This window comes from Streptomyces sp. L-9-10 (assembly GCF_004151105.1).
Lineage (GTDB): Bacteria > Actinomycetota > Actinomycetes > Streptomycetales > Streptomycetaceae > Streptomyces.
The window spans coordinates 26,958-41,697 of the sequence record NZ_PHRF01000047.1 but is presented as its reverse complement, the minus strand read 5'-3'; the positions used below and the strand labels follow the sequence as shown (position 1 = coordinate 41,697).

Here is a 14,740-nt window from a genome sequence, read left to right as displayed (position 1 = left end):
GTTCACTCCTTCTCCTTGTCGGCGTCCGTGTACGGGGGCAGGCCGAGTTTCTGGGCGATGCGCCGCTTGGCGAGCCGCCGGTGGGAACGGACGGTGTCGCGCTCCACGCCCATGATGCGGGCGACCCGGTACGAGGGGTAGCCCAGCACGTACAGCAGCACGATCACGTCGTACTGCCGCTCGGGCAGGGAGGCGATGGCGGTGTAGAGGCCGAGCGAGGTCTCCATCACCTCGAACTTGCACCGCACCGACTCCAGTACCGCGCGGGCGGTGCGCTGGAACGCGGCGGTCTCCACGAGCTGGGGGTCCAGGCCCGCGAGCCGCAGATGGGTGTCCACCCGCGCCTTGAGCAGTGCCCAGGCGTACGCCTCCGGGCTCTCCGCCCGCATGACGCGCTCCCAGTTGAGGGCCAGATGGGAGAAGCAGCGGCGCACCACCGCGACGGCGGCGGCCTTGTCGCCGAGCATGGCGTGGGCGTAGTTCAGATAGGCCTTCACATACAGGTCGTGGAAGGCTTCCAGGGCGGGCGGCAGGGTGTACTGCACTTCGGCCAGGTATTCGCCGTGGTCGTCCGGCGACGGGAGGTCGGTGTTCACGGCTGGGCCTCCTCGTCGTGGGCTGCGGGCGTGAGCACTTCGGTCCGGGGAGCACGGGGAGCACCGCGGTGGCGGTCCTCTATCAGCGCGGCGGCTCCCACCCGCACCCCGGCGCGCAGCAGACGCCGCGTCAGGTAGCGCAGGTCCGAGGCGAAGACGCGCGCGGCGGTGGCGAGCACCAGCAGGGCGAAGACGTCGTTGGGCGTCACGGCATGTCCTTCTTCTACTGAGCAGCACCTCGAACTCCCGCTGGTGCTGGAGGACTTCGATGTCCTCAAGAAGCAGCTTTTCGGACCGGGGTGGTCAAACGTGCAACGCGACACCCAAGAAAAATACGGAAAGCGATCGTCCCGTTACGTGCGGAAGCCGCCCCATCCACCTCATGCGCCACACCGCGTGATCGGACGAACACCCTCAGGCAGGCTCCGACCTGCGCCGACGCGACCATGCGGACCGAGCCGCCACCGGTCGCCCTCGCGTTCAGTTCAATCCACAATCGGTCCGAATGTGGCGCAGATCACTCAGTTGTGGCGCACTACCTGGCACGTACTCCCCTCGGAACGACCGTCCGGAGCGCGCGCGCTCACCGCGGCCCGCCGAACCAGTGGCGCAGCGCCTCGCCCAGACCCGCGCCGTCCGCGGCGCCGTCCTCCGGGGCCCAGGCCACATAGCCGTCGGGGCGTACCAGCAGGGCGGCGCAGGGCAGCGCGGGTACGGTCTCGGTCCGCACCACCCGGAGGAGATGGGCCCATCCCCGCGCGCCGGCCGCGTACGGAAGGCCCCGTTCGCCGCACAGCAGGAGCAGCGGCCCGCCGCCGCGCAGCAGCCCGATCACATCCGCCGGGCCCGACTCCGTCAGCAGCGGGGTGTTCCGCAGGAACCGTCCCTCCCACCGCGAGGACCGGACCGACCGGGGCGCGACCACCGTGTCCTGTCCGCTGATCATGTCGCTCAGATGCCGGGCCCCGTCCCCGCCCCGGTCGCGCCCCTCCGCGCCGTCTCCCTCCTTCGGCTCGTCGCCCGTGAGCAGCCCGGCGAACAACGCGCGCAGCGGGTCGAGTTCGGGGCCCGGACGCATCAGGGCGACCTGGACGGAGGTGTTGTCGATGACCCGGCGGGCGGCGGGCCGGCGCTCGTCGTGATAGGTGTCGAGGAGATCGGCGCCCGCGGTACCCCGCAGGGTGAACGCGAGTTTCCAGCCGAGGTTCAGAGCGTCCAGCAGACCGGTGCTCAGGCCCTGTCCGCCGATGGGGAAATGCACATGCGCCGCGTCGCCGACGAGCAGCACCCGCCCGGCGCGATAACTGTCCGCCTGCCGCGCGAAGTCACTGAACCGGCTCAGCCTGCTCGGAGACGCCATCTCCACGTCGTGTCCGGCGATCCACGACACCCGGTCGCGCAACTCGTCGAGGGAGACCGGGGCGTTGCGGTCGCCGTGCCCGCCGTTCCAGTCGAGCGTACGGACCAGGACGCGCCCGTCCGCCATGGTCTTGGTGACGATCCAGCCGCGGCGGGTACGGTGCCAGCCGAGCGGCGGGACCCGCTCCCCCGTGAAGCGGACCAGCCCCATCAGCGCGGACACCGTCGCGGGCCGGGTGTCCGCCGTGATGCCCGCCCAGGCGCGGACCGCGCCGCGCGAACCGTCGGCTCCCACCAGATACGCGGCACGGAACACCCGTACGCCTTCCGGGCCTTCGGCCGTGACGTCCACGCCCTCGGGGCCCTGCCGCACCCGGGTCACCCGGTACCCACGCAACACCCTCGCGCCGACGGCCCGCGCCCGCGCCTCGAAGGACCGCTCCAGTGCCGCCTGGGTCTCCTTCAGGAGAGGCTCGGGTTCGGACGCGGGAGCGGTGATACGGAGTCCGGGCAGGCCGGCGAAGTGGAATTGCCGCGAGACGGTGCCCTCCGCCGCCGCGTCGGGCGCCGGAAAGTAGCCGCGCCGCGCCAGGCACTGCACCGTCCGCGCGTGCACGGTGGTGGCCTTCGGCCGGTCCGACGTGGTGGCACGGACTTCGAGGACCACGGTGTCGACGCCGTACGCCCCCAGCTCGGCGGCGAGGAGCATGCCGACCGGTCCGCCACCGACGATCACGACCTGCGCGTCTTCCCCGCCCTCCGTGACCGGCACTCCGGACTTCCCCATCTCGGCCCCCATCCGTCTCGCACTGCCCGTCCGTCCTGTCGTTCCGCCCCTCCCACGGTCCGTCGGCGCGGCACGGACCGGAATGTATGTCCCGGGCCCCATCGTGATCAATACCGTCTACGGCTCAGCCGAATGGGTGAATTCACTCCCCGGCCGACCGGCGTGTCCCGCCGGACTCCACCTACGGGCAGCGATCGCGGGCTATGGTCTTCTCAGTTCGCGGGTACGAATCCCGCCGTCGGCCCCGGCCGACGTGATCGAGCAGTACGTCGAGCAGCACGACGCCCCCTCCGACGGAGGGGGCGTTCTTGTTGTGCGGGTCGGTCCGTGCGGGCCGGTCCGTGCGGCTCAGTCCGTGCCCGTACCGGTTTCCGCGGCGGGCAACGCTTCCACAAGGCGGTCCGGCGCTGCCTGCTTCCAGGAGTCCACGAGGATGTCGCGCAGTTCGTCCAGGTCCTCCAGCGCGCTCAGCCGGACCCGCACCCACGCGGAACTCGCCTCGTGCGGCGGCACCCAGAACTTCTCCGGCTCGGCCGCGATCAGCTCCGTCCGCTCGTACCGGGGGCAGCGCACGGCGAACGACGTCTGATCGTCCGGGACCGTGACGAACATCTTCCCGGCGACACGGAACGTGGGCATGCTCCACGCCTCCTTCTCCACGGTCTGTGGGAGGGACAGCGCGATACGGCGGACTTCCTCGGCATCAATCACGGTCACGGCGACCATGGTAAATGCCGTGCGGTACGCACCCCCGTGGCGGCGGCTCTACCGGTGCGCGAACCACCCCGCGGCGGGCAGCAGGCGTGTGTCGTACCCGAAGAGCGCCTGGTTCTCCCACGCGTTGCCCGACGAGGGGTCCTGCGGGTCCCAGCCGCTTCCGTTCACCGCGGTCCAGGCCGGCTCCCAGTAGACGACGCCGAGGCCGCGGCCGCCCGGGACCGCCTCGACGACGTTCATGACATCGCGCAGATTGGCCGCCTGACCGGCCGGAGTCGCGGGATAGCCGGGCGCCAGCTGGGCGGCGGAGGACACGCTGTTCTCCAGGAAGTCGCCGTTGGCGAGCGTGTGGGCGTAGGCGGTCTCGGCCACCAGGACAGGTTTCCCGTACCGCGCCGCCACATCGTCCAGGTTGGCCTGGAGACCGGAGAGCGGGCCGTGCCAGAAGCCGTAGTACGACAGCGCGATCGCGTCGAACGGCACCTGGCGCGCCACCGCCTGGTCGAACCACCAGCGCGTGCCCGCGTTGTCGCCGCCCTCGGCCAGATGCAGGGCGACCTGGGTGGTGGCGGAGACGGCCTTCGCCGCCCGGGCCCCGGAGGTGAGCAGCCCGGCGAGCTGCGTCCAGTTGTCGGTGGAGCCTTCCGGCCACAGCATCCCGCCGTTGATCTCGTTGCCGATCTGCACCATGTCGGCGGTGGTGCCCTGGGCCTTGAGCGCGTTCAGCACATCGAAGGTGTGGTCGTAGACGTCGGTGCGCAGCCGGCTGTACGGGTGGGAGGCCCACGCGGCCGGCTTGTTCTGCTGCCCCGGGTCGGCCCAGCGGTCCGAGTAGTGGAAGTCGATCAGGAGCTTCATGCCCTCGGCCTTGGCGCGCTTGGCCAGTGCCAGGATCCGTGCCTTGTTGTTGTAGCCGTCGGCCGGGTTCACCCAGACCTTGAGCCGCACGTGGTTCATCCCCGCGCCGCGCAGGATCCGCAGGGCGTCGGCGCTCGTGCCGTCGGCGGCGCGGTAGGTGGCGCCGAACGCCTCGTTCTTCGCGAGTGTCGAGAGGTCTCCGCCCTTGACGGCCAGGCCCGTCGCGCCGGCCGTGAAGGTGAGGTCGTCGAAGTTGGCCCACTCCCCCGCGTGGGCGTCGGAGTTGAGGCTGACGGTGCAGTTCCCGCCGCTCACCCGTATCGACGTGACGAGACGGATCCACTCGCCGTTCGGTGTGGGCGGCAGGTCGGTGCGCTGTTCGGCGCCGCCGCAGTTGCGCAGGGCGATGTAGGCGGAGTTCTGGCCGCCGCTGGAGCGGACCCGGGCGCCGAGTGTGTAGGTACCGGCGGCCAGTCCCGTCAGATACTGATACGTCTCGACCTTGTAGGCCGAGGCCGACCAGTGGGTGAGCCGGCGGCTGCCGCTGTAGCCGCCGTTCTCGCTGTAGGAGGCGGTGTTCTGCCCGGTGGCCGAGTAGGTGCTCCAGCCTGCCGGGGTGGTGGTGCCGGTGGGGTCGGCCTCGAATCCGGCGTTGCCGAGGGTGTCGGCGGCGTGTGCCCGCTGGGCGGGCAGCACGGTGAGGAGCAGGGCGCCCAGCACGCAGAGCGCGGCGACGGCGCGTGGTGAGCGCCGAGTCCAGGTGCGGTGTGCGAGGTGCATCTTCGATGTCCCTTCGGGGGGTGACGGGGCTCAGTCGTCGAGCTTCACGACACGTACCGCTCCGGCGGGCAGGCCGAGCCGGCCCGCCGTCCTCTCACCGGTGAGGAGTTCGGTGCCGTGCGCGGGGAGCGGCACCTTGGCGTCCGTGCCGGTGTGGTTGACGGCGAAGAGGTAGTCGCCGCCCTCGCCGGTGCGGCGTACGACCTCGACGTCGCGCGGCAGGCCGGTGCGCGGCGCGAGTCCGGCGTCCTCGGCGGCGGCGTCGAGGACGGTGTCGAGGGCGCGGGCGTCCAGGCGCGTGGAGACGTACCAGGCCGTGCCCCGGCCCAGCCGGTGCCGGGTGATGGCGGGCCGTCCGGCGGTGAGCCCGTCGGCGTAGGTCCAGATCGTCTCGGCGCCGCGCGGGACCACGAACTCGCTCCAGACGTCGCCGGTCAGCTCCGCTCCGCCGGCCGCGGTGAGCCGGACCCGTTCGCCTTCGCCGAGGGGTGAGAACTCCTCGACGGTGAGGCCGAGGACGTCGCGCAGGACGCCGGGGTGCGCGCCGGGATGGACGGCGTCGTGCTGATCGACGATTCCGGAGAAGTACGAGACGACGAGTGTGCCGCCGTTCTCCACGTACGTACGGAGGTTGCGTCCCGTGGCCTCGACCGCGAGATAGAGGGCGGGCACCACGACGAGGGGGTAGCGCGACAGATCGGCTTCCGGGTGGGCGAAGTCGACGGTGAGATGGCGGTCGTAGAGCGCCTCGTAGAAGGTGTCGGCCCGTTCGCGGGCGTCGTGGTCCTCGCTCGGCCGCCATTCGAGGCGCTGTGCCCACCAGGACTGCCAGTCCCAGACCAGGGCGGCGTCGGCGGCCGTTCTCGTACCGCGTACCGCCTCCAGACCGCCCAGCGCGGCGCCGAGTCCGACGACCTCGCGCCAGACGCGGCTGTCGGTGCCCGCGTGCGGGAGCATCGAGGAGTGGAACTTCTCGGCGCCGCGCCGGGACTGGCGCCACTGGAAGAACATCGCGCCGTCCGAGCCGCGGGCGACATGGGCGAGGCTGTTCCTGGCCATCTGGCCGGGCGCCTTGGCCGGGTTGCGCGGCTGCCAGTTGACACCGCTGGTGGAGTGTTCGAGGAGCAGCCAGGGGGCGCCGCCCGCCACGGACCGGGTGAGGTCGGCGGCCATGGCGAGGTTCACATGGGTCCGCCGGCCGTCGGTGATGAGGTAGTGGTCGTTGGTGACGAGGTCGACCTCGCGTCCCCAGGCCCAGTAGTCGACGGAGTCGCACTGGCTGAGCGCGGTCATGAAGTTGGTGGTGACGGGGATGCCCGGGGAGTGCCGGTGCAGCAGGTCGCGTTCGCGTACGAAGTTCTCCCGCATGGTGGCGTCGGCGAAGCGCGTGTAGTCGAGGCGCTGGGCGGGGTTGCAGACGGTGGGGGTGGCGCGGGGCGGTTCGATCTCGTCGAACGAGCCGTAGCGCTGACCCCAGAACGCCGTCCCCCAGGCCTCGTTGACGGCGTCGGCCGTGGAGTACGCGGCGCTGAGCCAGCGGCGGAAGTGGACCGCGCAGTTGTCGCAGTAGCAGGCGCTGACGGGGACGCCGTACTCGTTGTGGACGTGCCACAGCGCCAGCGCGGGGTGGCCGCCGTAGCGGCGGGCGAGTTGTTCGGTGATGGCCGCCGCGGCGGCGCGGTACGCCGGTGAGCTGTGGCAGATCGCCCCGCGCGAGCCGAACGCGTACCGCATGCCCTCCCGGCTCACCGGGAGCGCGTCGGGGTGGGCGCGGTAGAACCAGGCGGGCGGGGCGACGGTGGGGGTGGCGAGGTCGATCCGGACGCCGTGCTCGTGGAGGAGGCCGATGATCCGGTCGAGCCGGTCGAAGTCGTAGCGGCCGGGCTCGGGCTCCAGCAGGGCCCAGGAGAAGATGCCGAGACTCACCAGGTTGACGCCTGCCTCGCGCATGAGGCGGACGTCCTCCCGCCAGACCTCCTCCGGCCACTGTTCGGGGTTGTAGTCCCCGCCGAACGCGAGCCCTTCGAGACCTCGGGGTGCGGTGTCCGGCATGAAGGTGCCTCCTGTGCTGCGTGCGATGAGGACTGCGGAGTGTGGGAACGTGCACACACATGAGCGGCGACGCGGATCCCACATAAGCGCACAGGAACAACCATTGACAAGTGTCCGGGACGTTTCTCTACTGTGAACGCTCACAGAGCACGGCCGGTCCGACGCAGCCAGGTCGGGGACCTTCGTCAGGGGAGAAACACCATGCACTTCAGTACGCGCGGACGCCTCGTGGCCATGTGCCTCACCGTCGCGCTCGGCGCCACCACCCTCGCCGCCTGCGGCTCGGGCGACGGGGACGACGCGGAGTCCGGGTCCGACGGTCCTGTCTCACTCACCTACTGGGCCTGGGCGCCCGGCATGGACAAGGTCGCCGACATCTGGAACTCGACGGAGGGCAGGAGGACCGGCGTCACGGTCACGGTCAAGAAGCAGGCGTCCGGGGACGATCTGGTCACCAAGATCATCACCGCGGCCAAGGCGAAGAAGGCCCCCGACCTGGTGCAGGCCGAGTACCAGGCGCTCCCGACGCTCGTCAGCAATGACGTACTGGCGGACATCTCCTCCGAAGTGGCCGCCGCCGAGGGCGCGTTCGCCCCGGGCGTCTGGCAGCAGACGACACTCGGTACGGACGCCGTCTACGCGGTCCCGCAGGACTCCGGGCCGATGATGTTCTTCTACCGCGAGGATCTCTTCAAGAAGTACGGGCTGACGGTGCCCACGACCTGGGACGAGTTCGCCGACACCGCGCGCGCCCTGAAGGAGAAGGACCCGTCCAAGGCGCTGACCACCTTCTCCAGCAATGACGCGGGGCTCTTCGCCGGTCTGGCACAGCAGGCGGGCGCCAAGTGGTGGACGACGCGGGGCGAGACGTGGAAGGTCGGGATAGCCGACGCCGCGACGGCGAAGGTCGCGGACTTCTGGGGCGGCCTGGTCGAGGAAGGTGTCATCGACAACCAGCCCATGTACACGCCCTCCTGGAACAAGGCGCTCAACACGGGCGGGCAACTCGCCTGGGTGAGCGCGGTATGGGCGCCCGGCACCCTGACCACCGCGGCGCCCGACACCAGGGGGAAGTGGGCGATGGCGCCACTGCCGCAGTGGAGCGCGGGCGAGCGCACGACCGGCAGCTGGGGCGGCTCCTCCACCGGCGTCACCAACGACTCGGGCCACAAGAAGGCCGCCGCGCGGTTCGCCGCCTGGCTGAACACGGACAGCCGGGCGCTGGCCGCGCTGGTGAAGGAGGGCGGGATCTATCCGGCCGCCACCGCCGCGCAGACGGGCGGCGCGCTGAGCGCGGCCCCCGCCTTCTTCCCCAACCAGCCGGACTTCTACGCCGAGGCGGCCGGGATCGCGAAGACCGCCGCGCCCTCCGCGTGGGGGCCGAATGTGAACGTCGCGTACACCGCGTTCCGTGACGCGTTCGCCTCGGCGGCCAAGAACACGTCGGACTTCGGCGCGGCCCTCGGCGTCATGCAGCGGGACACCGTCGCCGACCTGGAGAAGCAGGGCTTCGAGGTCACCGGGTGATGGCCCCGGACCCGCGTGCCACTCGGGCCGGGCACTCCGGACGCGGCCCCTCCGGGTGGCGGGTACGGGGTGCCCCGTACGCCTTCCTCCTCCCCGCCGTCGTGCTGTTCGCGCTCTTCTTCGCCCTGCCCATCGGGTACGCCGTCTATCTGAGCCTGCGAAAGGTCGAGGTCAAGGGGCTCGGGCTGGGCTCGGGGGCGCGGCAGGAGGTGTGGGCGGGGCTCTCCCACTACACCGCCGCGCTCTCCGACTCCGAGCTGCTCGCCAGTGCGCTGCGTGTGCTGGGCTACGGGGCGATCGTCGTGCCGTCGATGCTGGGGCTCGCCCTCGTCCTCGCGCTGATGCTGGACGCCGAGCGCACTCGGCTCGGCGGTTTCTCGCGGCTCGCGATCTTCCTGCCGTACGCCGTCCCGGGGGTGATCGCGGCGCTGATGTGGGGCTTCCTCTATCTGCCGGACGTCAGCCCGTTCCACTACCTGCTCGACAGGGCGGGTCTGCCGGCGCCCGATCTGCTGGACGGCGGACCGCTCTACGCGGCCCTGGCCAATATCGCCCTGTGGGGCGGCACCGGCTTCAACATGATCGTCATCTATACGTCGCTGCGCTCGATCCCCGCGGAGATCCACGAAGCGGCCCGGCTCGACGGGGCGTCCCCGCTCCAGACGGCCCTGCGGATCAAGATCCCGATCGTCGCGCCCTCGCTGGTGCTGACCTTCTTCTTCTCGATCATCGCGACGCTTCAGGTGTTCAGCGAGCCCACGACGCTCAAGCCGCTGACCAACTCGCTGTCCACCACCTGGTCCCCGCTGATGAAGGTCTATCAGGACGCCTTCGTCAAGGGAGACATCTATTCCGCGGCGGCCACCTCGGTGGTCATCGCCGTCATCACGCTCGTACTGTCCTTCGGCTTCCTCAGGACCGTGGGCTCCCGTTCGAACCGGGGAGAGACCCAGTGACCGCCGCCACCACCCGCCGGATCGCCTGGGTGCCGACCACGGCACTGCTGATCGGCGCCCTGTACTGCCTGCTGCCGGTGGCCTGGGTCGTGGTGGCCGCCACGAAGTCCGGCCGGGAGCTGTTCTCCACCTTCACCTTCCTGCCCGGCACCGGGTTCGCCGGCAATGTCGCCGACCTGTCCGCGTACCGGGACGGGGTGTACTGGCGGTGGATGCTCAACTCCCTCTTCTACGCCGGGTTCGGCGCCCTGCTGTCGACCGCGGTGTCCGCGCTCAGCGGCTACGCGCTCGCGGTCTACCGCTTCCGGGGCCGCGAGACCCTCTTCAACGTACTGCTGGCGGGCGTACTGATGCCGCCGGTCATCCTGGCCGTACCGCAGTATCTGCTGATGGCGAAGGCCGGCCTGGCGGACAGCTATCCGTCCGTGCTGCTCCCGCTGATCCTCTCTCCGTACGGGGTCTATCTCGCGCGGATCTACGCGACCGCGGCCGTACCGCCCGATGTGGTGGAGGCGGGGCGGATGGACGGGGGCGGCGAGTGGCGGATCTTCCGGTCGGTGGCGCTGCCGATGATGGTGCCCGGACTGGTGACGGTGTTCCTCTTCCAGTTCGTCGCCGTCTGGAACAACTTCCTGCTCCCGTACATCATGCTCGGCGACGACCGGAAGTTCCCCGTGACGCTGGGCCTCTACACCCTGCTCCAGCAGGGCTCCAACACCCCCGCCCTCTACACCCTGGTGATCACCGGCGCGCTGCTCGCGGTGCTGCCGCTGATCGCGCTGTTCCTGGTCATCCAGCGGTTCTGGAGCCTGGATCTGCTGTCCGGGGCCGTAAAGTCCTGACGCGACAGGCACGATCATGAGAGAACGACAGGTATGAGCCGCACCACGGGCAGCAACGGCCGGCGCAAGCCGCCCACGATCCATGACGTGGCACGGGAGGCGGGTGTCTCACGGGGCACCGTCTCGCGCGTGCTCAACGGCGGCCACTACGTGAGCCCGGCGGCGGAGGAGGCGGTCAACGCCGCGATCCGCAAGACCGGGTACGTGGTCAACCGGCACGCGCGCAGTCTGATCACGGGCCGGTCCGACTCGGTCGCCTTTCTGCTCACCGAACCGCAGGAGCGCTTCTTCGAGGACCCCAACTTCAATGTGCTGCTGCGGGGTTGTACGCAGGCGCTGGCCGGCCACGACATTCCGCTGCTGCTGATGATCGCGGGCACGAAGGACGAACGGCGCAGGATCACGCGGTACATCACCGCCGGCCATGTGGACGGTGTGCTGCTGGTGTCCAGTCACTCCGGGGACCCGGTCGCCGAGCAGCTGCGCGCGGCGCGCGTCCCGCTGGTGGCCTGCGGCAAGCCGCTGGGGCAGAGTTCACGGGTCAGCTATGTCGCGGCCGACGACCGGGACGGCGCCCGGGAGATGGTCCGCCATCTCGTACGGAGCGGGCGCCGGCGGATCGCGACGGTGACCGGTCCGCTCGACACCCCGGGCGGCACCGAACGGCTCGCCGGGTACCGGGACGTCCTCGCCGAGTCCGGTATCGAGGCCGATGAACGGCTGGTCGCCACCGGGGACTACAGCAGGGCGAGCGGCGAGTCGTGTGCCGGTGAACTGCTGCGGCGGGCACCGGACCTGGACGCGGTGTTCGTCGCGTCCGACCTGATGGCGCAGGGTGTGCTGAGCGCGCTGCGGGACGCGGGCCGCCGGGTGCCCGACGACGTGGCGGTGGGCGGGTTCGACGACTCCCCGGCGGCGCTGGACACCCGGCCCGCGCTCACGACGATCCGGCAGCCGTGGGACCGCATCAGCTCGGAGATGGTGCGCGTGCTGCTCGCGCAGATCGGCGGGGAGGACACGTCCACGGTGATCCTCCCCACCGAACTGGTACGGCGCGAATCGGCGTGACGCCGAGGGTGCCGGCGGGCGGGTGAGCGCCCCCGGGCGGGTGCGCACCCCGCCGCGCTTCAATGTTAGGGTCACCTTACTTTTCGGATGGTGAGATTCCGCCCGGTGGCACAGCCGGACGCGGAGAGGCAGTGAGGGCGGCTCGCATGCGTGGTGGCACGATCGGTTCGAAGGTCCGCGGGGCGTGACGGCGGACTCACTGGCCGGCGTGGAGACCGGGAAGGCCGGTCGTGCGGTCCTGAGCCGTCCGCTGCTCGCCCTGGGGCTGCTGGTGACCGCCGCCGCCCTCGCGCTGGCGACCTGGGCGAGCCTGGTGACCGGTTCGGGAGACGCCGGAGCGGGTGACGTGTTCCGTGCGCTGCTCGATCCCGATCTGTCCGACAAGGGGCAGCTGATCGTGCGGGAGGTGCGTGTTCCGCGTACGGTCGCCGGTCTGCTGGCGGGCGTGGCGCTGGGCCTGGCAGGGGCGGTGATGCAGGGAGTGGCCCGTAATCCGCTGGCCGACCCGGGCATCCTCGGGATCAACGCGGGCGCGTCCGTGGTCGTGGTGTTCGCGATCGGGGTGCTCGGGCTGACGGAGCCGCCGCAGTACATCTGGTTCGGGTTCCTCGGTGCGCTCGGCGCGGCCGTCCTGGTCTACGGCATCGGCTCGCTCGGCCGGGAGGGGGCCACGCCCGTGAAGCTGGCTCTCGCGGGCGCGGCGACCAGCGCCGTGCTCACCTCGCTGACCACCGCCCTGCTGCTGACGGACCGTCAGACATTCGACCGGTTCCGCTTCTGGCAGGTCGGCTCGCTCGCCGACCGGGATCCCGAAGTTCTCTGGCAGGCGCTGCCGTTCATCGGTGTGGGCGCCGTGTTCGCGCTGGCGCTGGGTCCGCGGCTGAACGCCCTCTCGCTCGGTGACGACCTCGCGCGGGCGCTGGGGCAGCGCGTGGGGATGGCCCGGCTGGCATCCGCCGCGGCGGTGGTGCTGCTGTGCGGCGCGGCCACCGCGGTCGCCGGACCCATCGGCTTCGTCGGCCTCCTCGTCCCGCATGCCGCGCGGGTCGTCACCGGCCCCGACTACCGGTGGATCCTGCCGTACAGCATGCTCCTGGCGCCCGTTCTGCTGCTGGTCTCGGACATCGTGGGGCGGCTCATCGCCTCGAACGGTGAGGTACAGGTGGGGATCGTGACGGCCGCCATCGGCGCCGTGCCTTTCGTGATGCTGGTGCGCCGCCGCGATCTGGCGGAGCTGTGAGGGAGTCGGCGGCGGACGTGGGACGTGACATGGCCGGAGAGATACGGCCCCCCGGCGGCCCGTTCACGGAGGAGCGACTGGCCGGTGCCGTACGGGAGGTCGCCCTGGTCCGCCGGGCGGGCCGGGCCCGCGCCGCCGTGGTCACCGTCAGCCTGCTGGCCGCGACGCTCGCCACGCTGTGCCTGGCGCTGTCCGTGGGCGATCTCGTCCTCCCGCTCCGCGAGGTCGTCGCCACCCTGGCCGGCGGGGGCGACGCCGGTTCGCGGTTCGTCATCATCGAACTGCGGCTGCCGCGCGCGCTGACCGGTCTGCTGGTGGGCGCGGCGTTCGGGCTCTCGGGGGCGGTGTTCCAGACGCTGCTGCGCAACCCGCTGGCCAGCCCCGACATGATCGGTATCACCTGGGGCGCGAGCGCCGCGGGCGTACTGGCCAGTGCGGCCTTCGGCCTCAGCGGTCTCCCGCTCTCGGTCTGCGCCCTGGCGGGGGCGGTGCTGACCGCGGTGGCGATCTACGCACTGGCCTGGCGCGAGGGCGTCGCCGGATATCGGCTCGTGCTGGTCGGCGTCGGCATCGGCGCGGGGTTGTCCAGCCTCGTCTCGTACCTGCTGACCAGTTCGGCGGTGACCGAGGCGCAGGACGCCCTCGCATGGCTGGCGGGCAGCCTCAACGGCCGGTCCTGGTCGCAGCTGTGGCCGCTGCTGGGGGCCATGGTGGTGCTCGTACCACTGACCTTCCTGGCGGCGCGGTCGTTGCCCGCGCTGCAACTCGGGGATGACGCCGCGCGGGGGCTCGGCACCCGGGTGGAGCGCGGCCGGCTGGCGCTGATCGGCTGCGCGGTGGCGCTCGCGGGAGTGGCCACGGCCGCGGCGGGACCGGTGAGTTTCGTGGCCTTCCTGGCGGCGCCGATCGCGCGCCGGCTGTTGCCGGGGCAGGGCGCGGCCCTGCTGCCCGCCGCGCTGACGGGAGCGCTGATCGTGAGCGTCGCGGACTTCGCGGCACAACATCTGCTGGGCTCCGTCCAGTTCCCGGTGGGCGTGGTGACGAGCCTGATCGGCGCCCCGTATCTGCTGTGGCTGCTGGCCCGCTCGAACCGTGTGGGCAAGGGCGGCTGACCGATGGAACGGAAGGATTCGCGCATGAGTGCGGAGCACACGCTGGCGGCGCGGGACGTCCGGCTCGGCTACGACGGCCGTGAGGTCGTCAGCGGGCTGAGTCTGGACATACCGCCCGGCGCGATCACCATGATCGTCGGCCCGAACGCCTGCGGGAAGTCCACCCTGCTGCGGTCGATGGCCCGGCTGCTGGCGCCGTCCTCGGGCAGTGTGCTCCTGGACGGCAGGAGCATCCAGGAGATGCCGACCAAGGAAGTGGCGTCGGTGCTCGGCATCCTGCCGCAGAGCCCGGTGGCGCCGGACGGCATCACGGTGAGCGATCTGGTGGGCCGTGGCCGCTATCCGCACCAGGGGTGGTTCCGCCGCTGGACGTCCGAGGACGACGCGGCCGTGGCGCGGGCCCTGCTGGCCACCGATGTGCTGGAGCTCGCCGGGCGGCCGGTCGACGAACTGTCCGGCGGCCAGCGGCAGCGGGTCTGGATCGCGATGGCGCTCTCCCAGCGTACGGACATCCTGCTGCTGGACGAGCCGACGACATTCCTCGACATCAGCCACCAGCTCGATGTGCTGGACCTGCTGACCGATCTGAACCGGGAGTACGGCTCCACCATCGCGGTCGTCCTGCACGATCTGAATCTGGCCTGCCGGTACGCGGACCATCTGGTCGCGATGAAGGAGGGGCGGATCGTGGCGGAGGGCGCTCCCACCGACATCGTGACGGCGGAGCTGGTCACGGAGGTGTTCGGGATGCGCTGTTCGATCACCGAGGACCCCGCCTCGGGCACGCCCATGATCGTACCGATCGGGCGTCATCACATCACCCCGGTTCAGGCGTGACTTAGGATA

Annotated in this window: 13 protein-coding genes; 7 read left to right on the top strand and 6 right to left on the bottom strand. The window is 71.1% G+C overall.

The genetic code is table 11. The features are described 5' to 3' along the window. Positions 1-2 precede the first annotated feature (2 nt). From CU044_RS12455 to CU044_RS12430, 6 genes are all read right to left on the bottom strand, one after another. Complete coding sequence (locus CU044_RS12455; RefSeq protein WP_240045530.1) at positions 3-596, bottom strand: sigma-70 family RNA polymerase sigma factor; 594 nt, start codon at positions 594-596, stop codon at positions 3-5. Next, entirely contained in the window at positions 593-805 is a 213-nt protein-coding gene (locus CU044_RS12450; RefSeq protein WP_129768600.1) for a hypothetical protein, read from the bottom strand. Before CU044_RS12450 ends, CU044_RS12455 begins: the two co-directional genes overlap by 4 nt. Positions 806-1,179: 374 nt before the next feature. Continuing rightward, complete coding sequence (locus CU044_RS12445) at positions 1,180-2,742, bottom strand: FAD-dependent monooxygenase (RefSeq protein WP_129768599.1); 1,563 nt, start codon at positions 2,740-2,742, stop codon at positions 1,180-1,182. 348 nt (positions 2,743-3,090) lie between these two features. Further along, positions 3,091-3,468, bottom strand: a complete 378-nt coding sequence (locus tag CU044_RS12440) for an MmcQ/YjbR family DNA-binding protein (protein WP_240045529.1) — start codon at positions 3,466-3,468, stop codon at positions 3,091-3,093. A 39-nt stretch (positions 3,469-3,507) separates the two neighbouring features. Next, positions 3,508-5,097 carry an arabinogalactan endo-1,4-beta-galactosidase gene (locus tag CU044_RS12435; protein ID WP_129768598.1) on the bottom strand — a complete coding sequence of 530 codons (1,590 nt, stop codon included), beginning with the start codon at positions 5,095-5,097 and terminating at the stop codon, positions 3,508-3,510. A gap of 30 nt (positions 5,098-5,127) precedes the next feature. Further along, entirely contained in the window at positions 5,128-7,149 is a 2,022-nt protein-coding gene (locus CU044_RS12430) for a beta-galactosidase (RefSeq protein ID WP_129768597.1), read from the bottom strand. A gap of 201 nt (positions 7,150-7,350) precedes the next feature. Between CU044_RS12430 and CU044_RS12425 the strand changes: the two genes are divergently transcribed. The 7 genes from CU044_RS12425 to CU044_RS12395 all read left to right on the top strand — a co-directional run bounded on the left by CU044_RS12425 (position 7,351) and on the right by CU044_RS12395 (position 14,731). Next, entirely contained in the window at positions 7,351-8,676 is a 1,326-nt protein-coding gene (locus tag CU044_RS12425; protein WP_129768596.1) for an extracellular solute-binding protein, read from the top strand. Beyond that, positions 8,676-9,632: a sugar ABC transporter permease gene (locus tag CU044_RS12420; protein WP_129768595.1), complete on the top strand. Its 957-nt coding sequence runs from the start codon at positions 8,676-8,678 to the stop codon at positions 9,630-9,632. Before CU044_RS12425 ends, CU044_RS12420 begins: the two co-directional genes overlap by 1 nt. Then, positions 9,629-10,474, top strand: a complete 846-nt coding sequence (locus tag CU044_RS12415) for a carbohydrate ABC transporter permease (protein WP_129768594.1) — start codon at positions 9,629-9,631, stop codon at positions 10,472-10,474. The genes CU044_RS12420 and CU044_RS12415 overlap by 4 nt, the downstream gene beginning before the upstream one ends. Before the next feature lie 33 nt (positions 10,475-10,507). Continuing rightward, positions 10,508-11,542: a LacI family DNA-binding transcriptional regulator gene (locus CU044_RS12410; protein WP_129768593.1), complete on the top strand. Its 1,035-nt coding sequence runs from the start codon at positions 10,508-10,510 to the stop codon at positions 11,540-11,542. 184 nt (positions 11,543-11,726) lie between these two features. Beyond that, positions 11,727-12,782 carry an iron chelate uptake ABC transporter family permease subunit gene (locus CU044_RS12405; protein ID WP_193563949.1) on the top strand — a complete coding sequence of 352 codons (1,056 nt, stop codon included), beginning with the start codon at positions 11,727-11,729 and terminating at the stop codon, positions 12,780-12,782. A gap of 29 nt (positions 12,783-12,811) precedes the next feature. Beyond that, on the top strand, positions 12,812-13,894 hold the full coding sequence (locus CU044_RS12400) for an iron chelate uptake ABC transporter family permease subunit (RefSeq protein WP_129768627.1): 1,083 nt from the start codon (positions 12,812-12,814) through the stop codon (positions 13,892-13,894). Positions 13,895-13,918: 24 nt separating this feature from the next. Continuing rightward, entirely contained in the window at positions 13,919-14,731 is an 813-nt protein-coding gene (locus CU044_RS12395; RefSeq protein WP_129768592.1) for an ABC transporter ATP-binding protein, read from the top strand. Positions 14,732-14,740: the final 9 nt, after the last annotated feature.